Origin of the sequence: Paenibacillus sp. FSL M7-0896, from assembly GCF_037975415.1 — a bacterium.
GTDB classification, from domain to species: Bacteria; Bacillota; Bacilli; order Paenibacillales; family Paenibacillaceae; genus Paenibacillus_AQ; species Paenibacillus_AQ silagei.
The window spans coordinates 5,593,403-5,617,151 of record NZ_CP150250.1 but is presented as its reverse complement, the minus strand read 5'-3'; the positions used below and the strand labels follow the sequence as shown (position 1 = coordinate 5,617,151).

Genomic DNA, 23,749 nt, shown 5'->3' with positions numbered 1-23,749 from the left:
ATACCGGAGACGGCAGCAGCTCAGCCATCGATTTAGATTTCACTTTTATTACATGCCTGTAAGCTAAGCTAAGGATTCGCCGTCAAAATAATCCGCACCACCGTTCCCTCGCAGGCCGCCGATTCCAGCTCAAGCCGGTGTCCGAGACGGTCTGCGGACTCCTTCGTCAGATACAGCCCCATTCCGGTAGACTCACGCAGTCCGCGCCCGTTGCCGCCAGTGAAGAAAGGGTCGAATACCCGTTTGAGATCAGACGCCTGAATCCCGATTCCCCTGTCTTTGACCTCAATGACCGCATCCGTTCCTCTGAGATAGCAGGCTACAGTGATTGTCCGGCCGTTCTCCGTGTTAGCCGCCGCTGAATACTTGATGGCATTGTTCATAATCTGCGACAGCATGAAGAACAGCCATTTCTCATCCGTCTGGGCGGTAATGTCCGGAGCAGAGGCGTGGACCTCGGGGTAGATATGGCTGCGGATGAACAGGCGTCTGTGATCATGGACAACCTCGTTCACCAGCTTCGGCAGGACGACAGGCTTGATGTGGAAATCCTTCTCAAAAGCCCGCAGCCTGGCCATATACAGCACGGTATGCAGTCCGCTGCGCATACGCTCCAGCTCCTCGCGGATGCTGGCAAACTCCGGCTCGTCCATATTCTGCACGGTCAGCTCTATGACCGACAACGGCGTCTTCATCTGATGGACCCATTGGTCGATGAAAGTCAGATGCTGCTCCTGCTGCTGCTTCACCGCCGTCAGCTGCTGCTGATAGTAGCCGTACTGGGTGTGCAGCAGCTGCTCCAGCGCTGTGGATACAGGGTGGTTCTCCAGCTTCTGAAAGGATTCGTCCAGTGTCTCCAGAGGTCTGCTGAGGCGGAGATAATAACGGCGCCTGCTGATATACTGGTAGATTAAGTAGCAGCTGAGGAAGAAGAAGCCTATGAAGACCGCATAGAGCGCGGTCGGGAGATCGCGGTAGCCGTCCAGCCAGTAAATGGACAGCATAGCGCCGAATTGCACGATCTGCACAGCCAATAACAACGCATGCTCACGGAGAAACAGCCTCATGACTCCGCCTCTGACCAGCTGTTGTTGAGCCGGTATCCCGAACCCCTGACGGTAAGCACGGCATCCTCCATCCCCAGCTCCTGGAATTTCTTGCGGACCCGTGCGATATTCACATTCAGCGTATTCTCATCCACAAAAGCCTGCGGGTCCCATAGCTTCTCCAGCAGCGCTTCCCGGCTGGCAACCCTCGGGTAACGCTCCATCAGACTCTCGATGAGATCCGATTCCTTGCGGGTAAGGGGCACGACCGCCTGCCCGTACTGCAGTTCAAGCCTTTCAGGATACAGCATCAGCCCTTCCTTCTCCAGCACCAGCTCCTCGCGCTTAGCCGCATATTCCCCGTAGGCCCGGCGGAGATGGCTGTGGATCTTGGCGAGCACAATTCCGGAATGAAACGGCTTGGTGATATAATCATCCCCTCCGTTCTCAAGCGCCATGATCTGGTCCATCTCACCGTCGCGCGCCGAGATGAACAGCACAGGACAGGTGGAGACCCTGCGGATCTGCCGGCACCAGTAATACCCGTCATAGCTGGGCAGATTCACATCAAGCAGAACCAGCTCCGGTCTCATCTCCTCGAATTCCTGCAGCACCAGGCGAAAGTCCCTGACCCTTACGGCCTCATATCCATATTTCTCAATAGCCGAGTGCAGCAGATCTGCAATCTTCGGATCATCTTCCACAATCATGATTCTGGACATATTTATGGGGCTCCTTGTCTTGTTCAGTTAAGTACATATATAACACGGGTGGAGGTGTAAGGGAAGCTAGCGGGGAGGATGGTTGGAAGTCATAAAGGGTGGAAGTGCTATACGATTAGGCACACTACCTCGCAGCAGCAACTTTTATTTTAATCATTCTATGCCTGGAGACAGACATAGAGGATCGCATACCATTTAGGTACGGGGAGTTAATGAGAGTATAACGGCCCGAAAGCTTTTTATGAAAGGAAACCATATGATTAATCACCTGTTTTCACTTGCTAGACAACCTGCACTCTGGCAACGAAGCGTTGAACCCTTTTGGAATGACGGGCATATCTCGAAGCAAATGCTGGAAGCTCATCTGAATCCGGACTGGGAAGCGGCGAGCCGCAGGCACAGCGATATTGACTGTTCAGTGAAGTGGCTTAGCCGTCTGATCCCGCCGGGGAGCCGTATTCTTGACCTTGGCTGTGGACCGGGACTCTATACCAAGCGTCTCTCTGAACAGGGGTATAATGTAACGGGACTTGATTTCTCAAGACGTTCAATCGCCTATGCCCAAGAGCATGATACGCGGAGCCGGTATATCTATCAGAATTATTTGGAGCTGAATTATACCGAAGCGTTCGATAGCATCACCTTGATTTATTGTGATTACGGCGCGCTTACACTAAGTGAGCGAAACACCCTACTGTCTAAGGTATACCTTGCCTTAAAGCCAGGCGGTCTGTTTATCTTCGATGTGTTCACGCAGAAGACGAATTGGAGTAAGCAGGATAGTACCTCGTGGAGGGTGTATCCAGACGGAGGTTTTTGGAATGCTGAACCGCATGTATGTCTCGAAGCGTCTTATTTCTTCGAGGGGCATACCGTGGAGGCCCGTCAGACCGTCATACTTACCGATCATGAGCTTCATCATTATTTGATCTGGAACACGGTGTTTACACAGGAGACCCTTGCGGATGAAGTGTTGCCTTGGGGATTTCAACTGGACAGTGTTTACGATGATAGTTGCGGGAGTCCGTATACGGGGGGAGCAGACACGCTATGTTTTGTACTTAGGAAGGCACAGCCTGCATAGAGAAAAGCAAGAAAAGAAGAGATATGCTCTCTTTTCTTGCCTCGTCTGGTTATAAGATCTACATCGAATACTCTCTGTTACTCCCCTGATGCAGTAATCAGGTCATACAGCTTATTCAAATTTGTCTTGAAATAGGTTGTGAAGTACCAAGCCCGGTATTCTTCGGGTATTTCAATCTCTTCAATACTCTGCTGATTCTGAACGGCTTCGGTCACGATGGCGATCATTCTGCTTATGTATCCCTTCACCTCATGAAGCTGTTGCAGGGAGCAGACCTCACCATGCCCCGGTATAATCGTCTCCACATCCAACCGCTCAATCTGCTCCAGAATATGCAGCCACTCCTGAGGGTTGGCATTGGCCAGAACCGGATGGTGGTTTGAGAGCACGAGGTCCCCGATGATGACAATTTTATCTTCCGGGAGGTACACAATGGCATCACTTTGTGTGTGTCCTCCGCCATATGTAATGAGCTGCGCGCTGCGGTTGCTGCCGTGAATGGTCATTTGCCGGTCAAAAGTTATCGTCGGCACCGTATGCACCAGCTGCGGCAGCATATTCACAAATTCACGGTCCGTTGCATTCTCCCAGGCCATTTCCTGCTGCAGCTTAGTATCCGTCTCCTGCTCGCATTGCAATTCAGCTTCTCCGATCGCCTCTAGCATCTTCTCTCTGTTGTTCTGGTACTGGGCTACCCGGTCTCTGGCAAATGTATTCATCGTCTCATGTGTGCCCAATGTTGCAATCAGCTGAGCGTCAGGCACAAACACCTGATTGCCAGTGGTATGATCGCTATGCCAGTGTGTGTTGATTACATAGGATACAGGGTTCCCTGTGAGATGCTCAGCAGCAGCCTTCAAATCCTGAGCCGCCTCCAGCGTAGCGTATGTATCCACCACCAGAGTGAGTCCCCCCAGATCAATAATGGCTGCGTTTGCGAGTGAGCCTGTGCCTGGAACCGCAACCGCTGCAACGGTGCTATCTGCAACATATTGCAGACGGAAATGCCTGGAGCCTTGAAATGATTCAATCCTGTTCAGCATAGTAATCTCTCCCTTCCAACATGGGAATATACTATACGCTACAAGAGTCCGCTAGACAATATTTTTCTGGATTTTCATTTGATTTCCGTTTAATTGGTGATATTCGCAGAGCTTACGAACGGTTCAATTTGAAGAAGAATCCTGCCAAAAAATGCAATAATACTGCTCCTTAAAAGCGGCCGGTGAGAAAGGCATTAGCATCGTTCACCCGCAGGGTGATTTTGTTCTTGATTAGGAAATTGTGATTTGCGTCCGATATGGATAAGTTGTGCATAAAGTTGGGGGTAAGTGTCTTGGAGCATCGGCAGGATGACTATATTCTGGATCAGTAATAGGAATGACTTCGCTGATTTCACCGAATAGCCGGATATGGTCAAAAAACCGACCACATTCGGTGCGGCAGAGGCGTGTGGGCCGGATATGGTCGAAAAACCGACTACATTCGGTGCGGCAGAGGCGTGTGGGCCGAATATGGTCGAAAAACCGACCACATTCGGTGCGGCAGAGGCGTGTGGGCGGGATATGGTCGGAAAACCGACTACATTCGGTGCGGCAGAGGCGTGTGGGCCGAATGTGGTCGAAAAACCGATCACAATGGGGATGCCGCAGGATGATTTTGTTCTTAATTCGTCCTCTTAAAATCTAGATAGTATATTATTTCACTCTGTCCCCCCGCTCATACCAATACCCCGGTACACCACGCGCAAGACGCAGCAGCGCCTCCAGGAAGAAGTAATCGCCCCAGATCATGAAGTCATCCGGGGAGGCGTTGCCTCTGACGGAATAGGAGCCGTGCCGCAGAAATCCCTCTTCTAATGGGTGGCCTGCGGTGAAGTAGTGATTGATCAGCGAGTCCATGGATTTGTTCACGGCGTCCCTGAAATAGTCCCGGTCCGGATCATTCTCCGGCAGATGCTCCAGCAGCTCCAAGAGTCCGCATGCTGTGATAGCGGAAGCGGAGCTGTCGCGCGGGGTGCCTTCCTGCTGCGGGGCATCGAAATCCCAATAGGCGACATGATCGGCGGGGAGATGCTCCACGAAGTAGCGGGCCATTCTTTTGGAGGTTTCAAGATAATGCGGATCTTGGAAGCTGCGGTAAGCGAGAGCGAAGCCGTAGACGCCCCAAGCCTGGCCCCGTGTCCAGGTGGAGCCGTCCTGATACCCCTGCGCCGTCCCCCCGCGAAGGGCATCCCCCGTCTGCTGGTCGAAATAAAAGGTATGGTAAGAAGAGTCGTCGCCCCTCACCAGGAAGCGGCGGCTTGTCTCGGCGTGAATACGGGCAGCCCTGGCATAGCTCGGGTCGCCGGTCTGTTCGCTGGCCCAGCAGAGGAGCGGAAGATTCATCAGGCAGTCGATGATGATTCGCCCGCCGTTGTCTTCATCGCCCTCGGGTCCCCAAGCCTGAAACAGCTGCGGACCGGGGCGCCAGCGCTTCATCAGCTGGTCCGCTGCCTGAAGAGCGAGCAGACGCGAGGCTTCATCCTTGTCTGCAATCCAGCGGGCCTTGGCCGAGAGCGAGTACAGGAAGCCGATATCGTGGTGATCCAGCGCCTGCCCGTCCAGCATGCGCTGGCGGAAGGAATCTGTCGCCTGGATGGCGGCGGCATGAATCTCCGGGTCCTGGCTGTATTCATAGCTTAGCCACAGAATGCCGGACCAGAAGCCCTCCGTCCAGTTGGTGTGGTCTGTCAGATGGTATTTGCCGTTCCCCATACTTACGATCGGAAAGCTCTTCCCAAATCGCTTCACATTAAGCCGCGTAGTCGTAAGCGTCTGCTCAATCGCCTGCTCCCAGTTCATCATACCCGCCATAACCTCCATCATATCGCTATAGTGTGCTTAACCATATTATAAGCCGGTTAAGCTGTAGGTTTGTTGCGCAAAACTATAGTTATATTGCGGATCTGCTATGAACGGACCTGCCCGTAGACGCTCCAGCTGTTGACTAAATGACCGGCGGCGAACAGACAGGCCGGAACAACGAATAACCAGGACTGGAGCCATACGCCAAGCAGCAGGAAGTAGAGGGCCGGGAAGACGGCCATCGGAACGGGGATACCCAGCCAGGGCTTGAACAGCACCGCAAAAGCTCTCCCGCTCCGGTAATAGCGCACCCAGCAGCCATAGTACACCAGCATGCAGAGTGCCATCAGTATGGCGGATACTCCCAGGGGCTCAGCAGCAATCATTCGGCCGAAAAGAATGGGCATCATGAAGCAGGTGATCTGACCTGCCCGCTCCAGGAGCGTGAAGACCAGCGGGACGGAGTCCAGGGAGCCGGGAACACTCCTGGGCGGGAAGAATATGAATAGTAGATTCGGCAGTAATACGAGTAAAGAGATGATAAAACCTTGAGCATGCAATCCCATCGCAGAAATCCGCCTTCCTGAGCATTGATAGTGGCCGTACCTGACAAATACATAGCATAACTCTATAATTGCATTATATATCCTAGAGAGTCTGGAGCGGGAGGAAGATATGCAATTTCAACCTATATATGAAGACGGAGAATTAATTATGCCGAAGCTTGAGCTTGATCTGTCTGCGAGCCCTTCGGTTGGTATTATCACAGATTTGAGGCGCAAGCAGTTATTAATGGAGCAATTGTCCCGGGAATCCGGCAATTATTTGTCGTGGGCCGGGCAGAACGAATATATGCGGTTGACGGTAGAGGAGCTAATCTCGTTTCTGATCCGAATGTCGGGACGGGAGGAGCGGGCGGCTGTGTTAACTGATTATTTTGCGCTGAAGGAGGAACGTAAGGTCAGATTGATGCAGCTCAGCTCTTCGAAAAGGGTGTATGTGACCCTGCTGCGGGCCTTTTTCGCCCATCAGTCCACGCTCGTATTGGAGGAGCCGTATTTCTATCTGGAGGAGCAGGACCGCCGCCAGCTGAAGCGGATACTGGATGACCTGTCGCAGCAGAAAAGGATACTCATTCTGACCTCGAATCTGGAGGATGCGCTGATCTCCTGTGATGTCATTTACCGGCTGAGCGGGTCCGGGCTTCATCAGCTGGATATCCGCGATTCGGAAGAGGAGAAGCAGGAGGCAGTGAAGCAGGATGAGGCCAACATCACCTTGCAGAAGGTCTCGACCAAACGGGAGGATAAGGTGATTTTATTTGATCCGCCCGAGATTGATTTTATTGAAAGTGTAGAAGGCTCTATCCTGGTACATGTCGGCGGTGAGCATTATGACTGTGCCCTGACCTTGACCCAGCTTGAAGCGCGGCTGCTGAATTTCGGCTTCTTCCGGTGCCACCGGTCCTACATCGTCAATCTGCAAAAGGTACGTGAGATCATTACCTGGACGAAGAACAGCTACAGTCTGCGGCTGAACACCGGCAAGGAGGCCGTGGTTCCGTTATCCCGCTCCAAATTGCAGGAACTTAAGGCGCTGCTTAAGCTGTAAAAGGTACCGTTCAGGCCGGAATGGGTACAATTCACCCGGTTTTGGTGGCTGAAAGGCTGAATTCTGGATAACGTTAAGTCATCAACAACATAAGGATGTGGTGAGATGGCGGTTATTCAGGTAGAACAGGTCCGCAAGACCTTCGGGGCGAGAGATGCGCTGACAGAGGTGTCCTTCAGTATTCCAAAAGGGGAGATTTTCGGGTTCCTCGGTCCGAGTGGTGCAGGCAAAACCACCTTGATTAAGATTCTGACTGCACAGCTGAAGCCGACAGGCGGAGTGGCCAAAGTATTCGATCAGCCGGCGGAGGCGATGCAGCAGTCGGCCCAGAAGATGCGTTTTGGCATTCTGACCGATAACAGCGGCTTGTACGAGCGGTTGTCCATCGAGGAGAATCTGGAGCTGTACCGGAAGCTGTACGATCTTCCCCGCTCTGCGGTGGAGCAGGTGCTGCAGTTCGTTAATTTAAGCAGTGAGCGCAAGAAGAAAACAAATACGCTGTCCAAAGGGATGCGTCAGCGGGTGATGCTGGCCTGCGCCATTATCCATGAGCCGGAGCTGTTGTTCCTGGATGAGCCGACCTCGGCACTGGACCCTGTGAATTCAGCGCATATCTATAAAGGTTTACGTTATCTGAATGAGAAGGGGACCACCATCTTCATCACCACGCATGATATGGCGGAGGCGGAGCTGCTCTGTAACCGTGTAGCAATTCTCTATCAGGGACGCATCCAGACCATCGGCTCACCAAGGGAGCTGAAGCGGCAGCACCGCGAGAACCTGATCCGGGTGGAGCTGACCAGCGGAGAGGCTTGTGAGCTTCCGGTGGATGGGGACACGGCGGACCGGATCGCGGATTGGATGAAGCGGGGACTCATTGAACGGGTAGAGACGAAGGAACCTAGCCTGGGTGATATTTTTATCAAAATGACGGGAAGTGAGCTGCTATGAACATCTCCTATAAGCGGGCCAGCGCGATCTTTGTGAAGGATTATAAGGAATTCTCGCGCAATTATGCGCTGTCCATTATGCTGCTGTTTCCGATTCTGTTTGCGGTGCTGTTCAAAAGCGCAGGTGCATCCTTGCCGGGAGCTGCCGGATTTCTGTTCAACAGCTCGTTTGTTCTACTGACCTGCTTCGCCCAAGCTTGCCTGATTGCGGAAGAGAAGGAGCGCAACACGCTGCGTACACTCATGCTGACACCGGCTACAACAATGGATGTGCTGATGGGTAAAAGCAGTCTGGTCTTTGTCATGTCGACGGTGGTTCTCGCCATTTCTACACTATTGTTTGGCTATGAGCCTGCAAATATAGGGGTATTCGTAGCCGCGATCGTTCTTTCCATTGTTCTCTACACGGCAGCCGGGACGATCTGCGGTCTCTATTCCAAAACCTTACTGGATGCGTCCTTATCGATCATCCCGGTAGCCTTCATCTTCATGGGCGCACCTTGGGGTGCCGTACTGGCGAAGAATTATCCGGTGTTCGGGGTGCTGGATTACATGCCAAGCAGCCAGCTGGTGCACTTGCTGAACCTAAGCCCAGCCGGTTATTCGGCGGGAGAGGTGTGGCCGTCTCTTCTAATTATTGCGGCGTGGACAGCCGTGCTGACCCTTGTGTCTGTGGTGCTGTACCAGAAGCGGCTCCGGGACGAATAGGCTGGCGGGGCTGTGACAATTCGTGGCGCGGGCTGTCCTTACAGCCGGGCAGAAGGCTAAATAGCCGCTCCGGAAGGAGCGGCTTTCTTGGTGTACAGGAATTGCGCAGGTGCATGGCCCGAATGTATGCGGAAAACAGCATACATTGTGCTCGCATGCAGGTGCATGGCCCGAATGTATGTGAAAAACAGCATACATTGTGTTCGCATGCAGGCGCATGGCACGAATGTATGCGGAAAACAGCATACATTGTGCTCAAATGAAGGCGCATGGCCCGAATGTATGCGGAAAACAGTATACATTGTGTTCAAATGAAGGCGCATGGCCCGAATGTATGCCGAAAACAGCATACATTGTGCTCAGATGCAGGCGCGTGGCTCGAATGTATGCGAAAAACAGCATACATTGTGCTCAGATGCAGGCGCATAGGCTAAATGTATGTGAAAAACAGCATACATTGTGCTCAGATGCAGGCACATAGCCCGAATGTATGCGAAAAACAGCATACATTCTGCACGCACGCAGGTAATCTTATTCATCCGTTAGGATGATTTTGTTCCGCGTGCGTACAGCGAGCGTCAAGCTTTTATACCATATTAGGAATCTCTACGGCAGGGTCTGTCTCAGCTTCATAGTCTACGCCTTCGGTACGGAAGCCGAACAGATGGAAGAAGTCGTCCTGATAGCCTTCCAGATCCGCCAGCTCAGGCACATTATCCGTCTCCAGCTCATTCCAGCGTCTCATGACCTCGATCTGCACATCCTCGCGCATCTCCCAGTCGTCAATACGGATCAGGTGGCTGCCGTCTGCAGCCGCTTCACCGCCGTTATACAAATGGTCTGCGAACAGACGGTACATCTGCTGGATGCAGTTCTCGTGCAGCTCCTTCTCCTTCATGACTCTGTACAGGGCGGAGATATACAGCGGCACCACCGGGATCGCAGAGCTGGACTGGGTAACCAGTGCCTTATTCACGGATACGAAGGCCCGGCCGCCGGTGGCGGATAGCTGCTCGTTCAAGGCAATAGCGGTCTGCTCCAGATGGTTCTTCGCCTGGCCGATAGTTCCGTCCTTGTAGATAGGATGCGTAATCTTGGGTCCGATATAAGAGTACGCTACGGTAGTTGCTCCCTCAGCAAGCACACCGGCCTCCTGCATCTGGCTGATCCACATGCCCCAGTCTTCCCCGCCCATCACGGCGATGGTCTGGCGGACTTCATCCTTTGTAGCCGGTTCAATGGTAACGGTGGAGACCTCTCCGGTGTGGAAGTTCATCGTCTTGTTCGAGTAGGCTTGGCCTACCGGCTTAATCACCGAGGAGAATACCTCTCCGGTTACCGGATGGGTGCGGCGCGGGGAGGCCACGCTGTATACGACCAGATCAACGGTGCCGAATTCGGCCTTGATCAGCTCGATTGTTTTGGTCTTGATTTCATTCGAGAAGGCATCGCCGACGATGCTGAAGGATTTCAGCCCCTGCTTGGCCGCTTCACGTTCAAAGGCAGCAGAATTGTACCAGCCTGCGGAAGCGGTGCGGGTGCCTTCAGCAGCCTTGTCGAAGAAGACGCCGATGGTGTTCGCGCCTGCGCCAAAGGCAGCGGCAATCCGCGAAGCCAGTCCATAGCCTGTGGAAGCGCCGATGACCAGCACGTTCACCGGGCCGGTAAGCTTCTTTTGGGACCGTACATAATCTATCTGTTCCTGTATTTGTCCGGCACATCCCTCCGGGTGAGCTGTTGTGCAGATAAAGCCGCGTGTTTTTGGCTGAATAATCATCAAGGATATCCCCTTTGTTTTAGTTTTTAACTTTTTTCGTTAATATAGAGTATAGCAAATGATGGCATAGAAAGATAAGCCTTCAATATAATGAATAGCAATTTTGTATGCCTGCCGCTATGAATTTGCAACTTTTCCCAATCCGCAGCGTCAGTGGGTAGAGAGAGGTTGCGGATGGATTCAGGGAGGAGATTGGCATGGGCAAAAGATTATCGACACTTATACTGGCCGTACTGCTCTTGGGCGGCTGCAGTGAAGGAGGTTCGGGCATGAGCTACCCGGAGAGACAGGCTGCCGCAGCTAAGCTCGATTCAGGTCTGGCTGACAGCAGCAACCGGCTGGGCGTGAAGCTGTTCGGCCAGTTATGGAAGCAGGGGAGCGGGAACCTGACGATATCCCCGTACAGTGCCGCTGCCGCTCTGGCCCTGGCCTATAACGGCAGTGCGGGAGAGACGGCAGAGGAGCTGGGGAAGCTGCTCGGCTATACCCCGGACGAACGGCAGAAGCTGAATACCGGCCATCAGTCATTAATGAAGCTCTTGAATGATGGGGGACCGGGCGTGGAGCTGAAGATCGCGAATTCAGTCTGGGGTATGAAGGGCCTGCCGCTGCGCAGGGACTACCTCAAGACCGGTGAGAACTTCTATGCTGCGCAGATTAAGACCGTGGACCTGACGGCAGAGAAGTCTGTTAAGGAGATTAACGGATGGGTGGCAGACCATACGGGACAAGATTCAGGAGATGCTCACGGAGCCGCCCGGGCCGCAGGCTGTTGCCGTCCTTGTCAATGCGCTGTATTTCCAAGGTGCCTGGACGGATGTGTTCGAGGAACAGGCTACGAAGCAGGCGGACTTTTATCCTCCGGACGAATCGGCAGTACAGGTAATGATGATGAAGCGGAGCGGTATGTTCGAGTATGCCGTCCACGAGGATTGGCAGGCGGTGAAGCTTCCTTACGGAGAGGGACAGCTGGAGATGGTAGTGGTCCTTCCGGGTGAGCAATCCTCCCTCGCGGAGCTTGTGGGTCAACTGGAGAAGGGGACTCTGCCGATGGATGAGGATTTTGCCAGTACCCTGGGGACGCTGCTGCTGCCAAGATTCACGGCCAGCTATGGCACAGAGCTCTCCAAGGTCCTGCAGACGCTGGGTGTGAAGCTCGCCTTTGATCCGAGCCAGGGTGATTTCTCTCTTATGTCGGATCTGGACAGCCCGATCTATTTTGAACAGGTCATCCACAAAACCTATATCGATGTGAATGAACGGGGAACGGAGGCGGCGGCTTCCACTGTAATTGATATGCGTGCCGGATCAGCGCCCCCTGTAGACATGCCCTTTGAAATGAACGTCAACCGGCCGTTCCTGTTCATTATTAGGGACACGCAGACCGGAGTCGTGCTGTTCCTTGGGGCCATTGAGAATCCCCAGCGTACGGATTGAATCCATGCTGGGATGAATTTCAAGCATTTACGCATAAATGATCCCTTCACAGGTCACAATAGGAAAAAACCAGAATGAAGGGATTAACGTGAATGCTTTTCGCCTGAAAAAACAACTGTGGCGGCGGTGGAGACGCTGGAAAAAAGCTCCCTGGGTAGGTGCGGCATGCCTCGTGCTGACGTTGCTCGCCTGGCGCGGCATGCAGGTTCCGGAAGAGATCAGTACGCTGCTTAAATCTTCGTCATTCCTGAGCGGAAGCGCAGTGCAGAATCTGGAACCCGGAAGCAGCTTACCGGCTGTAGCCGCCGTATATAACCATACAGACGATGATGCTGAAGAGGATGCCGCCGTGATGAACAGTCAAGAGCTGCTGAAGGCTGTGGGCAAGGAAGCCATCAGCAGAACGGTGCATCTTAAGACCCTCTATGTAGCCGGTGAAGAGGTGCAGACCCTGCCCGGCAAGCAGACTCCGGCTCAGCTTAGCGAGCTGATTGTCCGGCATGCAGGCTGGAGCGGCTGGCTCAGCCGGGAAGGGGACCTGTGGCTGGAGCAGCGGGTCAATGATCTGTCGCCTCTGACCAAAAAAGAAGCCTACTTCGGGGTGGACGAGCAGGGCAATCTGACCTTGTTCCAAGGCCCGCCCGAGGCGGAGCGGGTCATGAAGACCTTTTTCCAGATGGACATGGGCTCCATCAAATCCTCTCTGCCCAAGGGCATCTGGGAGCAGCTTCATCAGGGCATCCGGGTGCAGGATCTGGAGGAGTACAACAGCGTGCTCTCCACCTTCAGCGACTATGCTCGTGATTCCTCTGAACAGGTGATGCATGCGGAGTGAGGGAGAGACTATAGAAGACTCGCGGCGTGCAAGTGGCCTGCGGGTCTTTTTGTGCGGGGAATGAAAGGGAAAAATCCCATTGGTGATGCGGGAAGTGGGGCGGATAAGTAAATGAAGGGGATAAATCCCATAGGTTCGGCTGAAAGTGGGCAAACGTGAAATTTAAAGGTATAAATCCCATAGGGTGGCGCCAAGTGCGGCTAAATGAACGTAGTGAGGAGCATTAGTGCCCCTGAATTCAACGAAAGCGGGCCAACTGAGCAAATGAGGAGCATTAATGCCCCTGAATTCAACGAAAGCGGGCCAACTGAGCAAATGAGGAGCATTAATGCCAATGTCATTAAGATAAGTTCAAAGATAAGTTTGGAATTAATAAAGAGAATCCAAAACGGTATGGGGAAACGTCCTATGCCGTTTGTTTTTGGTGTAAGGAAGGAAAAAAGCGCATAGCAAACAAAGCGGATGGAAGATCCACTTAAAAAAATGTTCATGCGAACCGAATTATGCTACTCTGTAGACGAAGCTAATGGCGGATTTGCTACGTATTCTGCGTGTATTCCTTTGCCCAGGACGGGTGAGACGAATCGGCAAAATATTTTTGCGAATCAAAGCTTCCACATCAGGCGGGGGTCCATCACCCTTGGAGCGCAGGAAATGTCTACAGACGTGAACGGCTACCGTGAAGTTGACTTGGTAGAGGTGCCGTTTATCCTTTTGGGAAATGACTACGTGCGAGGTAATCATTTCAGCGAAGTTGTAGAGGATCATTCTTGCGAATATCTCTTGGGTAATGGACTCTTGCTTTTTTGCGTGAAAATGGGTCAAACCAATGGTGTATTTCAAAGCCCGGAAAGAGGTCTCAATGCCCCATCGCAGATGATACAGATCCCAGAGTTCATCCGGTGAGAATTCAGCAGTAGACAGATTGGTAATGACGGTTTCATAATCGCCACTGGGCAGGAGGAAACGAACCACCCGAAAGGAAATGGGGTAAAACAAGTTCTCTTGCATGTCCAGAAAATCAAAGCTAGAGGTAGCCGGAAGAACTTTATAGATTTCGGGGCGATTCCTGAACTCTTTTGTTTGTTTTTTAGTCAGCGTCAGGTGAATCTCCTGATCAAACGCTCCGTCCAAGGTCAAGTGCAAACCCGAAAGAATACCATTCGAATGCAAATCCTTGACGCGTATGACGTAATTCCATCCTTTCCGTTCCAGATGTGCGAACGTATTATAGCTTTCAAATCCTCGATCCCCCGTCACAAGGACGTTACCCTGAATGGGGGAGCGATCCACCATTGTGGCCAGTGCCCTTCCTTCGTTGCGGAACTTTCGAGGTTGAACAATGGCATCCACATAAAGCCGGTTACAGAGGTCATAGGCTGCGTTCAAGTGCAGAAGGTTAAAGCCTTTCGAATGTGGCTGACTTTGAGAATAGGTCAACGGGTCCGCAGGATCTGTTGCAATATGCAGATCGGAACCGTCAATGGCCAATAATCGATAGCCTCGATAATCCTTGAATTCTGTATGGGACGCGGTAAAGGTGTGAAACAAAGATTCGACCGCAGACGGCAAAATTTTATTTCTTTGCTGAACAAAAGCAGAAGAAGTTGCGGTGTTAACGTCATAGCCCTGCGATTCCAACAGTTCCTTATAGAGGCTGTTGCCGCCCATAAAGATCAGGGTTTGCATAACCGTTTCAAACGGTAGTTTTTTCGTTCGGGTAAAATCCTTTCCCGGGTTTCTGACGTAAGGCGCGGGGGCAGCCGCCATCTCACGGATGAGAGATGTCAGTCTGTCTTTCAGCGAATTTGCATAAGCATTCATTGGCGTAACCTCCTCGTTTTTTCAAGGGGCTTCGCCACACGTTTTCTACGGATTGTCAAGATTTTTTTGTGCAAAAAAAGAGCAGGCTATCTTTTCGATAACCTGCCTTTTTTTCTTGTTTTGGCTCTATATCTTAACTTAATGACATTGGCATTAATGCCCCTGAATTCAACGAAAGCGGGCCAACTGAGCAAATGAGGAGCATTAGTGCCCCTGAATTCAACGAAAGCGGGCCAACTGAGCAAATGAAGAGCATTAGTGCCCCTGAATCTCCTGAGCCTGACTGGCAGACATACAATACTGTTTCATTTCCCCGGACAAACTTTTTGTCTCCCGGGGAATTTTTTTTGCTATAATGGGTGGAAGGAATACATATGTTCGCTTTAGGGCCGGACGGATGGATGCAGAGGGCTTGTACCCGCAGGGTTATTCTGCCCCGGTATCTATCCGAAAGTATCCGCCCGGGCATAGAGGAGAGAGAAGGACTTTGCGCATTTTGGGGATTGATCCGGGGCTGGCGATTGTCGGTTTTGGCTTTGTCGATAAGGTCGGCAACAAATTAACACCGGTCCAATACGGCTGCATCCAGACAGAGGCACATACCCCGGAAGAAGAGCGTCTGCTGCATGTCTATGAAGGCATGGTGCAGTTGATTGATAAGTATAAGCCGGACGCAGTAGCGGTAGAGAAGCTGTTCTTCAGCCGCAATGTGACTACAGCCTTACCGGTGGCGCAGGCACGCGGGGTGCTGATTCTGGCAGCCGTGCAGCGCGGGCTTCCCGTGGCAGAATACACCCCGATGATGGTGAAGCAGGCTGTGGTCGGTTACGGCAAGGCGGAGAAGAAGCAGGTGCAGGAGATGGTTAAGCTGCTGCTGAAGCTGACGGCTGTGCCGAAGCCCGATGATGTGGCGGATGCGCTGGCGGTGGCGGTATGCCATGCCCATTCCGTGAGTCTTAATTCCAAATTAAATGAGGTATTGCGAAAATGATAGATTTTCTTAGAGGACCGGTTGCACATTTGGAGCCGGAATACGTTGTGCTGGATGTGCAGGGCGTGGGGTACCGGGTATTCTGCCCGAATCCGTACGCTTTTGCCAAGACTGAGGGTCCGGTGACTGTGTTCATTCATTATCAGACCCGCGAGGATGCTACGCTTCTGTTCGGATTCCCTTCACGCGAGGAGCAGCGCCTGTTCCGCAAGCTGATTGAGGTATCGGGCATCGGCCCGCGCGTTGCGCTGGGCATTCTGACCGGCGGAACGCCGGATCAGCTGATCGCGGCCATCTATCAGGAGAATATCACCTTCCTGACGAAGCTGCCGGGGATTGGCAAGAAGACGGCGCAGCGGATGATTCTGGATCTGAAGGACAAGCTGGACGGCTTCGGCGGGGCGGCCCTGCAGACGGGATTGTTCGCAGTAGCGGCTGAAGCGCAGAGCAAGGCGGAGGCGCTGCCGTGGGAAGAAGCCAGGGATGCGCTGAAGGCGCTCGGTTATACCGATGCCGAGCTGGACAGGGTGCATCTGAAGATGAAGCAGGAAGGCACGGATACCGGACCGGTGGATGTGCTGATGAAGAAGGCGCTGGGGCTGCTGTATACCGCCAAATAGGTCCCTGAAGAACGGAGTGAGGAAGAATGGATGACCGGATTATATCGGCTAATCTGATGATGGACGAGCAGGCGGTGGAATTAAGTCTGCGTCCCCGTTATCTGGGTGAATATATCGGCCAGAACCAGGTGAAAGAGAACCTGAAAATATATATAGAAGCGGCCAAGATGCGCAGTGAAGCACTGGATCATGTCCTGCTGTACGGGCCTCCGGGTCTCGGCAAGACGACGCTGGCCAATATTATTGCCAACGAGCTGGGTGTCAATCTGCGGACCACCTCCGGTCCGGCGATTGAACGGCCCGGGGATCTGGCAGCACTGCTGACGAACCTTCAGGAAGGCGATGTGCTGTTCATTGACGAGATTCACCGTCTGCACCGGACGGTGGAGGAGGTCATGTATCCGGCAATGGAGGATTTCGCGCTGGATATCATGATCGGCAAGGGGCCAAGCGCACGGTCAGTCCGGCTGGACCTGCCGCCCTTCACGCTTATTGGGGCGACGACACGTGCGGGACTGCTGTCTGCTCCGCTGCGTGACCGCTTCGGAGTGGTCAGCCGGCTGGAGTATTACACCATCGATGAACTGAGCTTCATCGTGGCGCGCAACGCTGAACTGCTGGGCATCGAGATTTTGGGCGATGCAGCGGAAGAGATTGCCCTGCGGGCCCGGGGGACACCGCGGATTGCCAACCGTCTGCTGAAGCGGGTACGCGATTATGCCCAGGTCCGGGGCGACGGAATCATCACCCCGGAGATTGCTGCTGAATCGCTGAAGATGCTCCAGGTGGACCCCCGGGGACTGGACAGCATCGACCATAAGATGCTGCAATCCATGATCAGCTCCTTCCGGGGCGGGCCTGTCGGACTGGATACCATCGCCGCTACGATAGGCGAAGAGAGCCAGACCATTGAGGATGTATACGAGCCTTATCTGCTGCAGATCGGTTTCCTGCAGCGCACGCCTCGCGGGCGCATTGTTACGCCTGCAGCGTATCATCATCTTGGCCTTCCGCTTCCCCCGCAGCAGAACTGATTACTGAGAATCCTGCCCATAGTACAACATCTTACGTATTGTTTGGGCTACAAACTGAAGTGGATGTATCATTAATACTTTTTAGGAGGCCTACAATGAAACTTGCGAAGTGGACAACAACAGGAATCGGGCTGCTGGGCCGGGGGGCGCTGGCTGCATTGCTTGCAGCAGGCAGTCTGCTCATCCCGGCAGATCACGCCCGCGCCGATTCCGGCGGGTCGATCCGGGTTGCACTGTATGCCGATATTGGCAGCAAATATAAATCTACCGTACCGCTGGTAACCCTGCAGTCCGAGCAGAGCTTCAGCCTGCTTCCGGCAGCCGGCGGCAGCCCGTTATTGTCGGTTCCGGCCCAGAACAAGGTCCGTGTCAGTCTAGACGGGTACCGGGTGAAGGTGCTGGAGACGCCAAGCTGGCAGACCGCTGCGGATGCGGCGAAGAAGCTCCAGTCTTCTTCCAATAAGCCGCAGATTTTTATGGCTGCGAGAGGCGGAGCCAAGGTATATCAGCTATACACTGGAGGCTATGCCAGTGAGAGTGCAGCCAATAACGGGCTGAACGCAGTCCTCAAGGCCGGTCTGGCAATTCCTGAGGGGCAGACCCCTGCGGTGGCCGGAACCAAGCATCTGTCTGCGGGCTCCTACGCTACACTCGAGGAAGCCCAGGCGGTAGTGGGCAGCCTGACCACTGCCGGCTTAGATGCCTGGCCGGTATTCATATCCGGTGAGGGCGGCAGTGCGCGTACCGAGGTATGGGTAGGCGAGGCGTCAAGTGACAGCGAGCTTGCGGCGGTCTCTGCTTCGGCAGCTGCGCTGCTTCCTCAGCTTGCTCTGACGCCTGTGGCTCCGGGTACACCCGGAGTAATGATCCGTATGGACGCAGGGCTCGATTTCAACAGCGAAGTCCAGGCCTTTCATTATCTGTTATCCGGAAGTGACGCAAAGTTCATCTTGTCCGGCAATGAAAAGGGAATCATGCTAACCGAGCGATCCAAGCGGATCTATCGCGGCGATATGGAGCTTGGAAATCTGAATGGTTCATTGTCTGTCATTAACGTGGTTCCGCTGGAGCAATATTTGTATGCGGTTGTGGGGGGAGAGGTATCCTCCGGCTGGCCGGAGGAAGCGCTGAAGGCCCAGGCTGTAGCGGCGCGCAGCTACGCGCTGTCCCAAGGGAACCGCTTCGATGTTGCCAATGTGGTGGATACAACGCTCAGTCAGGTCTATAACGGAATCGGTGCAGAAGCACCCACAATCATCAAGGCGGTCGATGCCACTGCAGGTGAAGTGCTGCAGAGCGGCGGCAAGGTCGTAGAGGCGGTATTCTCTTCGAACAGCGGCGGCGTTACGGCTGACCCGTCGGAAGTATGGAACAGCGGCGGCAACTATGCCAGTGTGGCCAGCGCAGAGGATGTGGCTGCGGTGGGCTCTGCTAAGAAGTGGTACTATGTACTGCTGGACAGCGGCGTCTCCGGCTATGCCCGGGAAGATAACATCAAATTAACAGGCAGCAAGACAGCCGCAGGGCTCCCCATTGCCACAGCCACTGCCAAGGATGTGAGTATCCGGCCGCTGCCTGTCGTTGACAGCAGTGCTGCTCCGGCAGGCAAGCTAAATCCCGGACAGAACGCCGTAGTGCTGAATCAGGTCTATGAATCCGGCAGCTACAGCTGGATCAAAGGTCCGTATTCTTCAGCCGAACTGCTGAAGAGCTTGGCCGGCAAGACCAGCGGCACTCTGCCCTCTTCTATAACCACTCTGGAGGTTACCCGGCGCGGGCCATCAGGAAGAGCAGTGGAGGTCAAGGCGAACGGCCAGATCCTGCAGGTGAAGTACCCGGATCTGTTCCGTTCCTCCTTCGGAGGATTGCCTAGCACCTTGTTTGATATTGTACCTGCCGGAAGTTATACTGTATTAGGCGCTGACGGCTCTACAGCTGCTATCGGCAGCACCAGCTCGGCCGGAGTGCTGTCTGCCTCGGGCCAAGTGACGTCCAGCGGCAGCGGTACGGTCGTGATGGGCGCGGATCAGACCGCAAGAGTCGTGACTGGCAGTCCGGGCTTCTATTTCATCGGCTGGGGTTACGGGCACGGACTCGGCATGTCTCAATGGGGTGTGAAGGGAATGGCCGACAAAGGGTATGATTATAAGCAAATATTGCAACACTATTTTAATAACGTTACTATAATTAAGAATTAAGGAATGAAGATCCTATTATGAATGTTGAACTTTATGATTTCAATCTGCCGGAGGAGCTGATTGCCCAGACTCCGCTTGCCGACCGCAGTTCATCCAGACTGCTGCTGGTAGACAAGGAGAGCGGGCAACTGGACCACGGTCATTTCACGGATATACTGGGGCAGTTCCGCCCGGGCGATACGCTAGTACTTAATGATACACGGGTTATTCCCGCCAGACTGTTCGGAGTCAAGGAAGATACCGGAGCCAAGGCGGAGGTCCTGCTGCTTAAGAATCTCGAAGGGGACCGCTGGGAGGCGCTGGTGAAGCCCGGCAAGAAGCTGAAGCCCGGCGCGGTCATTGTATTCAGTGAAGAGCTTCGTGCCGTGATTGAAGATGAAGCAGATATGGGCGGGCGGACACTCCGCTTCATCTATCAGGGGATTTTCCAGGAGATTCTGGACAGGCTCGGCTCCATGCCGCTTCCTCCTTATATCAAGGAAGCTCTGGATGACCGTGAGCGGTATCAGACCGTGTATGCGCGGCATGAAGGCTCGGCGGCAGCGCCGACAGCCGGACTGCATTTCACCACCGAGCTGCTGGAGCATATTGCAGCCATCGGTGTGAATATCGTCTATGTCACACTTCATGTTGGTCTCGGGACCTTCCGTCCCATGTCTGTCGAGACTGTGGAAGAGCATGTCATGCATGCCGAATATTTCGAGCTGTCCCAGGCAGCGGCGGATGTGCTTAATGAAGCCAGAGCAAGGGGCGGAAGAATAATAGCTGTAGGCACAACCTCATGCCGGACCCTGGAGACCGTAGGCAGACAATGCCAGGGCGGGCCGATTGAGGCATGCAGCGGCTGGACGGATATTTTTATCTATCCGGGTTATGAATTTACTGTCGTTAATGCACTGATCACCAATTTCCATCTGCCCAAGTCAACCTTGGTCATGCTGGTAAGCGCTTTGGCTGGCCGGGAGCTGATTCTCGCCGCATATGAAGAAGCGATTAAGCAGCAGTACCGGTTCTTCAGTTTTGGCGATGCAATGTTCATTTATTAAGCAAGAGGAAGGGTTAAACCAATGGCAGCAATCACTTACGAACACATTAAGACCTGTAAGCAATCCGGGGCACGGCTCGGAAGAGTCCACACCCCGCACGGAATTATTGAGACACCGACCTTCATGCCTGTAGGCACCCAGGCTACTGTCAAGACGATGAGTCCTGAAGAGCTTAAGCAGATGGAAGCACAGATTATTTTGAGTAATACGTACCATCTGTTCCTTCGTCCGGGTCATGAGATCATCGGCGAAGCGGGCGGCCTGCATAAGTTCATGAACTGGGACCGCCCGATCTTGACCGACAGCGGCGGCTTCCAGGTATTCTCCCTGAGCGACATGCGTAAGATCACCGAAGAAGGGGTTCATTTCCGCTCCCATCTGAACGGGGACAAGAAGTTTCTGTCTCCCGAAGTCGCTATGGAGATCCAGAATGCGCTCGGTTCCGATATTATGATGGCCTTCGATGAATGCCCGCCTTATCCGGCTGAATATGAGTATGTGAAAAAATCGCTCGAACGCACCACCCGCTGGGCCGAACGCTGCCTCAAAAGCCATGCCCGTCCGAATGATCAGGGACTGTTCGCTATCGTACAGGGAGGCATGCATGAGGATCTCCGCCGCCAGAGCGCGGCTGATTTGACTTCCATGGATTTCCCGGGGTATGCTATTGGGGGACTCAGCGTCGGAGAGTCCAAGCAGCTTATGTATGAGGTGCTGGATTATACGGTTCCGCTGCTGCCGCAAGGGAAACCGCGCTATTTGATGGGCGTAGGTTCACCGGATGCGCTGCTGGAAGGTTCAATCCGCGGAATAGACATGTTCGACTGCGTTCTGCCTACCCGTATTGCCCGTAATGGAACAACGATGACCAGTCAGGGAAGACTCGTAGTGCGTAACGCCCAGTATGCCCGTGATTTCGGGCCGCTGGACCCGGAGTGTACCTGTTACACCTGCCGGAACTATTCCCGTGCTTATCTGCGTCATCTGATTAAGGCCGACGAAACCTTCGGCTTGCGGCTGACAACGTACCATAACTTACACTTCCTGTTGGAATTGATGCGTAAAGTGCGTGAAGCCATCATGGAAGATCGGCTGCTTGATTTTCGCGATGAGTTTTTTGCACAATACGGATTATATGATAATCTAAAAGGCTTCTAGAGAGTACGGAGTGTTCATGTTTATTCTTGAAAGGGGGGAAATGATATGTCACAGTTTTATATGGCGGCAGGTACAGGCGGCGGAGGCAGTATACTGGGTCTGGTAGGTCCGTTTGTACTGATGTTTGTTGTGTTCTACTTCCTGCTGATTCGTCCGCAGCAGAAGAAGACCAAGGCACGCAACGGAATGCTCAAAGCGCTGAAGAAGGGCGATAAGGTAGTTACCATCGGCGGTCTGCACGGAACGATCATGGAGATTTCGGATGACATCGTTATTCTGCGGGTTAATGATGTAACCCGATTGACGTTTGACCGGGGCTCGATCAGTCACGCAGTTGTGGAAGTAGAAGACAAGATGTAATAGTCTCTCTGCTAAATTACATAAAAATCGGCGTTTCTCTTACGAGAGAACGCCGATTTTTTTATACGTCATATACGGAATTGAGGGCCTTAACGTGTATTGGTGACCCGGCCCCGCACTCTCAAGCCCTGTTCCCCGCTGCGCAGGGTAAGCTTGGCAAGCGGTACGGCGATAGCCGTGGACAGTACAGCCAGCAGGGTGCCGCCAATCATGTCGGTCAGCCAGTGAATGCCGAGATAGAAGATTCCAAACACGATAATAACGGCTGAGATTGTACTGATCACCATCCAGCGGCGGTTGCCTGAGCGGTAAGCGAGCAGAGCCATGGATACGGAGATAGCGGTATGTAGGCTCGGGAAGCAGTTATTGAGGCCGGATAGCGGCCGGTATTCCTGTTCAAACTTCGGGAAAACATCCAGCATGATGAACCGAACCCCGGCAGGCGCATAGGACCACACCTCATTGACCGGAAAGTACAGATAGAACGGAATAGCGATAGCATAGGTTAAAATAATGGTGTAGCAGGTCGCATAGAGGATCACACGGTTTTTGTCCAGCAGATAGATCCCCAGTGAGGCTGCCAGCACGGCCTGCAGCATGAAGATATAGAAGAAGACAATCACCGGTGTCAGCCAGGGAGCGTAGAACAGCTCTTGAACCATCCGGACGAAATGCCCCTCCAGGCCGAAGATGAAACCTGTGTAATCTGCGGTCAGCCGCATCTTTTCTTCGATCTGCAGCTCATATTTATTCAGGGCAAGAATGCTGAACATGCCTATAATAATGAGTGTGAATTTATAGGATCTCAGCAGCTCTCTCCCGATTTCAACTAAGGCCATCAGCGGATTGCGCCGTGCGCCGATCCAGATTAAGATCACAACAATGGCAACGGTATATACAACTACAAGATTCATGGACTGATACAGCAAAGCATTCGAAGCCTCCTTGATAATCGCTCATATGAAGTCAGACATAGGTAGTGTACCATATTTTCAAGGGAAGGTTTCAATTTTTGAAATTATATTAATTAGGATTTCTGTAAATTAACTCCAAACATTCCTCCAAGTGCGCTAATGCCTGCAGCCGCCAGAACCCACAGGAAGTCCATTCCTCCCGGTGAACTGTCAAGCGCCAAAAATCCGATCAGCAGTACAGCCAGTCCGTATAACATGCCTGTGAGTGCTCCTTGGTACCAGCCTCTGCGGACGGCCCTGCTGCCTGCGGTCAAGCCTCCGAATGCGGCAGCGACGCCGTGCACAATGTAGGTGTACATGGTGAGATCCTGTTCCTGCAGTCCGCTGCCCCAGAGCAGGAGGGAGAGGATAAACGCACCCAGCATCATCCACAGGAACGAGCGGATTAAACCCGATAATACCGGACTAGATATTTTCCATGAGAATAGACGCCTGATCAGAGACATGGTAAAACCCCCTAAAAGTTTGTTAACCGGATACTAATTATTGTATGGGGAGGCTTGCCCCAATAGTACAAGAATAGGCGGT

General features: G+C 53.2%; 23 protein-coding genes and 1 pseudogene. 15 read left to right on the top strand and 9 right to left on the bottom strand.

Going from position 1 to position 23,749, the window contains the following annotated elements:
• Positions 1-68: 68 nt before the first annotated feature.
• A complete protein-coding gene (locus tag MKY12_RS24170) occupies positions 69-1,067 on the bottom strand; it encodes a sensor histidine kinase (RefSeq protein WP_339311251.1) in 999 nt (332 codons plus the stop codon).
• A complete protein-coding gene (locus tag MKY12_RS24165) occupies positions 1,064-1,768 on the bottom strand; it encodes a response regulator transcription factor (RefSeq protein WP_209872412.1) in 705 nt (234 codons plus the stop codon). The genes MKY12_RS24170 and MKY12_RS24165 overlap by 4 nt, the downstream gene beginning before the upstream one ends.
• Before the next feature lie 241 nt (positions 1,769-2,009).
• Between MKY12_RS24165 and MKY12_RS24160 the strand changes: the two genes are divergently transcribed.
• The gene (locus MKY12_RS24160; protein WP_339250443.1) at positions 2,010-2,852 is read left to right on the top strand and encodes a class I SAM-dependent methyltransferase; all 843 of its coding nucleotides are present in this window, start codon (positions 2,010-2,012) and stop codon (positions 2,850-2,852) included.
• A 77-nt stretch (positions 2,853-2,929) separates the two neighbouring features.
• On the opposite strand, the gene MKY12_RS24155 is transcribed toward MKY12_RS24160, so the two are convergent.
• Positions 2,930-3,895 (bottom strand): MBL fold metallo-hydrolase, encoded by a 966-nt coding sequence (locus MKY12_RS24155; protein ID WP_339250441.1) that lies wholly within the window; start codon positions 3,893-3,895, stop codon positions 2,930-2,932.
• Between the two features lie 369 nt (positions 3,896-4,264).
• Here MKY12_RS24155 and MKY12_RS24150 point away from each other — a divergent pair, with 369 nt between their 5' ends.
• On the top strand, positions 4,265-4,534 hold the full coding sequence (locus tag MKY12_RS24150) for a hypothetical protein (protein ID WP_339250439.1): 270 nt from the start codon (positions 4,265-4,267) through the stop codon (positions 4,532-4,534).
• 15 nt (positions 4,535-4,549) lie between these two features.
• Here the strand turns inward: MKY12_RS24150 and MKY12_RS24145 are convergent, their stop codons facing one another.
• Both MKY12_RS24145 and MKY12_RS24140 read right to left on the bottom strand, forming a co-directional pair.
• Positions 4,550-5,698, bottom strand: coding sequence for a glycoside hydrolase family 88 protein (locus MKY12_RS24145; protein ID WP_339311250.1), 1,149 nt, complete (start codon positions 5,696-5,698; stop codon positions 4,550-4,552).
• A 104-nt stretch (positions 5,699-5,802) separates the two neighbouring features.
• Positions 5,803-6,264 (bottom strand): hypothetical protein, encoded by a 462-nt coding sequence (locus MKY12_RS24140; protein WP_339250435.1) that lies wholly within the window; start codon positions 6,262-6,264, stop codon positions 5,803-5,805.
• Positions 6,265-6,373: 109 nt separating this feature from the next.
• Between MKY12_RS24140 and MKY12_RS24135 the strand changes: the two genes are divergently transcribed.
• From MKY12_RS24135 to MKY12_RS24125, 3 genes are all read left to right on the top strand, one after another.
• Positions 6,374-7,309, top strand: a complete 936-nt coding sequence (locus MKY12_RS24135; RefSeq protein ID WP_051478662.1) for a LytTR family transcriptional regulator DNA-binding domain-containing protein — start codon at positions 6,374-6,376, stop codon at positions 7,307-7,309.
• Positions 7,310-7,414: 105 nt separating this feature from the next.
• Positions 7,415-8,260 (top strand): ABC transporter ATP-binding protein, encoded by an 846-nt coding sequence (locus MKY12_RS24130; RefSeq protein ID WP_339250432.1) that lies wholly within the window; start codon positions 7,415-7,417, stop codon positions 8,258-8,260.
• Entirely contained in the window at positions 8,257-8,967 is a 711-nt protein-coding gene (locus MKY12_RS24125; RefSeq protein WP_339250430.1) for an ABC transporter permease, read from the top strand. The genes MKY12_RS24130 and MKY12_RS24125 overlap by 4 nt, the downstream gene beginning before the upstream one ends.
• 586 nt (positions 8,968-9,553) lie before the next feature.
• Here MKY12_RS24125 and fabV read toward each other — a convergent pair.
• Positions 9,554-10,744, bottom strand: a complete 1,191-nt coding sequence (fabV, locus tag MKY12_RS24120) for an enoyl-ACP reductase FabV (protein WP_339311249.1) — start codon at positions 10,742-10,744, stop codon at positions 9,554-9,556.
• Positions 10,745-10,941: 197 nt separating this feature from the next.
• On the opposite strand from fabV, the pseudogene MKY12_RS24115 reads away from it, so the two are divergent.
• The 3 genes and pseudogenes from MKY12_RS24115 to MKY12_RS24105 all read left to right on the top strand — a co-directional run.
• Positions 10,942-11,460, top strand: a pseudogene (locus tag MKY12_RS24115) (serpin family protein); the annotation flags it as partial.
• Positions 11,461-11,485: 25 nt separating this feature from the next.
• A complete protein-coding gene (locus tag MKY12_RS24110) occupies positions 11,486-12,181 on the top strand; it encodes a serpin family protein (RefSeq protein WP_339311248.1) in 696 nt (231 codons plus the stop codon).
• Positions 12,182-12,218: 37 nt separating this feature from the next.
• The gene (locus MKY12_RS24105; protein ID WP_339311246.1) at positions 12,219-13,016 is read left to right on the top strand and encodes a BofC C-terminal domain-containing protein; all 798 of its coding nucleotides are present in this window, start codon (positions 12,219-12,221) and stop codon (positions 13,014-13,016) included.
• 501 nt (positions 13,017-13,517) lie between these two features.
• Here the strand turns inward: MKY12_RS24105 and MKY12_RS24100 are convergent.
• Positions 13,518-14,840 (bottom strand): IS4 family transposase, encoded by a 1,323-nt coding sequence (locus tag MKY12_RS24100; RefSeq protein WP_339311245.1) that lies wholly within the window; start codon positions 14,838-14,840, stop codon positions 13,518-13,520.
• A 487-nt stretch (positions 14,841-15,327) separates the two neighbouring features.
• Here MKY12_RS24100 and ruvC point away from each other — a divergent pair, with 487 nt between their 5' ends.
• From ruvC to yajC, 7 genes are all read left to right on the top strand, one after another.
• Complete coding sequence (gene ruvC, locus MKY12_RS24095) at positions 15,328-15,831, top strand: crossover junction endodeoxyribonuclease RuvC (RefSeq protein ID WP_036690559.1); 504 nt, start codon at positions 15,328-15,330, stop codon at positions 15,829-15,831.
• On the top strand, positions 15,828-16,451 hold the full coding sequence (gene ruvA, locus MKY12_RS24090; protein WP_209872343.1) for a Holliday junction branch migration protein RuvA: 624 nt from the start codon (positions 15,828-15,830) through the stop codon (positions 16,449-16,451). The genes ruvC and ruvA overlap by 4 nt, the downstream gene beginning before the upstream one ends.
• Before the next feature lie 26 nt (positions 16,452-16,477).
• Positions 16,478-17,485 carry a Holliday junction branch migration DNA helicase RuvB gene (ruvB, locus tag MKY12_RS24085; RefSeq protein ID WP_036732369.1) on the top strand — a complete coding sequence of 336 codons (1,008 nt, stop codon included), beginning with the start codon at positions 16,478-16,480 and terminating at the stop codon, positions 17,483-17,485.
• A gap of 95 nt (positions 17,486-17,580) precedes the next feature.
• Positions 17,581-19,683 (top strand): SpoIID/LytB domain-containing protein, encoded by a 2,103-nt coding sequence (locus MKY12_RS24080; protein WP_339311243.1) that lies wholly within the window; start codon positions 17,581-17,583, stop codon positions 19,681-19,683.
• A 17-nt stretch (positions 19,684-19,700) separates the two neighbouring features.
• Complete coding sequence (queA, locus tag MKY12_RS24075) at positions 19,701-20,729, top strand: tRNA preQ1(34) S-adenosylmethionine ribosyltransferase-isomerase QueA (protein ID WP_339311241.1); 1,029 nt, start codon at positions 19,701-19,703, stop codon at positions 20,727-20,729.
• 21 nt (positions 20,730-20,750) lie between these two features.
• Positions 20,751-21,887, top strand: a complete 1,137-nt coding sequence (gene tgt / locus MKY12_RS24070; protein ID WP_036690552.1) for a tRNA guanosine(34) transglycosylase Tgt — start codon at positions 20,751-20,753, stop codon at positions 21,885-21,887.
• A 45-nt stretch (positions 21,888-21,932) separates the two neighbouring features.
• On the top strand, positions 21,933-22,247 hold the full coding sequence (gene yajC / locus MKY12_RS24065; RefSeq protein ID WP_036732365.1) for a preprotein translocase subunit YajC: 315 nt from the start codon (positions 21,933-21,935) through the stop codon (positions 22,245-22,247).
• Between the two features lie 89 nt (positions 22,248-22,336).
• On the opposite strand, the gene MKY12_RS24060 is transcribed toward yajC, so the two are convergent.
• Both MKY12_RS24060 and MKY12_RS24055 read right to left on the bottom strand, forming a co-directional pair.
• Entirely contained in the window at positions 22,337-23,161 is an 825-nt protein-coding gene (locus MKY12_RS24060) for a phosphatase PAP2 family protein (RefSeq protein WP_051493143.1), read from the bottom strand.
• A gap of 113 nt (positions 23,162-23,274) precedes the next feature.
• A complete protein-coding gene (locus MKY12_RS24055) occupies positions 23,275-23,667 on the bottom strand; it encodes a TIGR04086 family membrane protein (RefSeq protein ID WP_209872331.1) in 393 nt (130 codons plus the stop codon).
• Between the last annotated feature and the right edge of the window lie 82 nt (positions 23,668-23,749).

What these genes read in the sequence shown, in the direction of transcription:
- fabV (WP_339311249.1), bottom strand. Translation starts at nt 10,744, where the DNA reads ATGATTATTCAGCCAAAAACACGCGGCTTTATCTGCACAACAGCTCAC.
- yajC (WP_036732365.1), top strand. Translation starts at nt 21,933, where the DNA reads ATGTCACAGTTTTATATGGCGGCAGGTACAGGCGGCGGAGGCAGTATA.
- MKY12_RS24080 (WP_339311243.1), top strand. Translation starts at nt 17,581, where the DNA reads ATGAAACTTGCGAAGTGGACAACAACAGGAATCGGGCTGCTGGGCCGG.
- MKY12_RS24140 (WP_339250435.1), bottom strand. Translation starts at nt 6,264, where the DNA reads ATGGGATTGCATGCTCAAGGTTTTATCATCTCTTTACTCGTATTACTG.
- tgt (WP_036690552.1), top strand. Translation starts at nt 20,751, where the DNA reads ATGGCAGCAATCACTTACGAACACATTAAGACCTGTAAGCAATCCGGG.
- MKY12_RS24055 (WP_209872331.1), bottom strand. Translation starts at nt 23,667, where the DNA reads ATGTCTCTGATCAGGCGTCTATTCTCATGGAAAATATCTAGTCCGGTA.
- queA (WP_339311241.1), top strand. Translation starts at nt 19,701, where the DNA reads ATGAATGTTGAACTTTATGATTTCAATCTGCCGGAGGAGCTGATTGCC.
- MKY12_RS24150 (WP_339250439.1), top strand. Translation starts at nt 4,265, where the DNA reads ATGGTCAAAAAACCGACCACATTCGGTGCGGCAGAGGCGTGTGGGCCG.
- MKY12_RS24165 (WP_209872412.1), bottom strand. Translation starts at nt 1,768, where the DNA reads ATGTCCAGAATCATGATTGTGGAAGATGATCCGAAGATTGCAGATCTG.
- MKY12_RS24105 (WP_339311246.1), top strand. Translation starts at nt 12,219, where the DNA reads ATGATCCCTTCACAGGTCACAATAGGAAAAAACCAGAATGAAGGGATT.
- MKY12_RS24100 (WP_339311245.1), bottom strand. Translation starts at nt 14,840, where the DNA reads ATGAATGCTTATGCAAATTCGCTGAAAGACAGACTGACATCTCTCATC.
- MKY12_RS24135 (WP_051478662.1), top strand. Translation starts at nt 6,374, where the DNA reads ATGCAATTTCAACCTATATATGAAGACGGAGAATTAATTATGCCGAAG.
- MKY12_RS24130 (WP_339250432.1), top strand. Translation starts at nt 7,415, where the DNA reads ATGGCGGTTATTCAGGTAGAACAGGTCCGCAAGACCTTCGGGGCGAGA.
- ruvB (WP_036732369.1), top strand. Translation starts at nt 16,478, where the DNA reads ATGGATGACCGGATTATATCGGCTAATCTGATGATGGACGAGCAGGCG.
- MKY12_RS24060 (WP_051493143.1), bottom strand. Translation starts at nt 23,161, where the DNA reads ATGAATCTTGTAGTTGTATATACCGTTGCCATTGTTGTGATCTTAATC.
- MKY12_RS24170 (WP_339311251.1), bottom strand. Translation starts at nt 1,067, where the DNA reads ATGAGGCTGTTTCTCCGTGAGCATGCGTTGTTATTGGCTGTGCAGATC.
- MKY12_RS24110 (WP_339311248.1), top strand. Translation starts at nt 11,486, where the DNA reads ATGCTCACGGAGCCGCCCGGGCCGCAGGCTGTTGCCGTCCTTGTCAAT.
- MKY12_RS24155 (WP_339250441.1), bottom strand. Translation starts at nt 3,895, where the DNA reads ATGCTGAACAGGATTGAATCATTTCAAGGCTCCAGGCATTTCCGTCTG.
- ruvA (WP_209872343.1), top strand. Translation starts at nt 15,828, where the DNA reads ATGATAGATTTTCTTAGAGGACCGGTTGCACATTTGGAGCCGGAATAC.
- MKY12_RS24145 (WP_339311250.1), bottom strand. Translation starts at nt 5,698, where the DNA reads ATGATGAACTGGGAGCAGGCGATTGAGCAGACGCTTACGACTACGCGG.
- MKY12_RS24160 (WP_339250443.1), top strand. Translation starts at nt 2,010, where the DNA reads ATGAAAGGAAACCATATGATTAATCACCTGTTTTCACTTGCTAGACAA.
- MKY12_RS24125 (WP_339250430.1), top strand. Translation starts at nt 8,257, where the DNA reads ATGAACATCTCCTATAAGCGGGCCAGCGCGATCTTTGTGAAGGATTAT.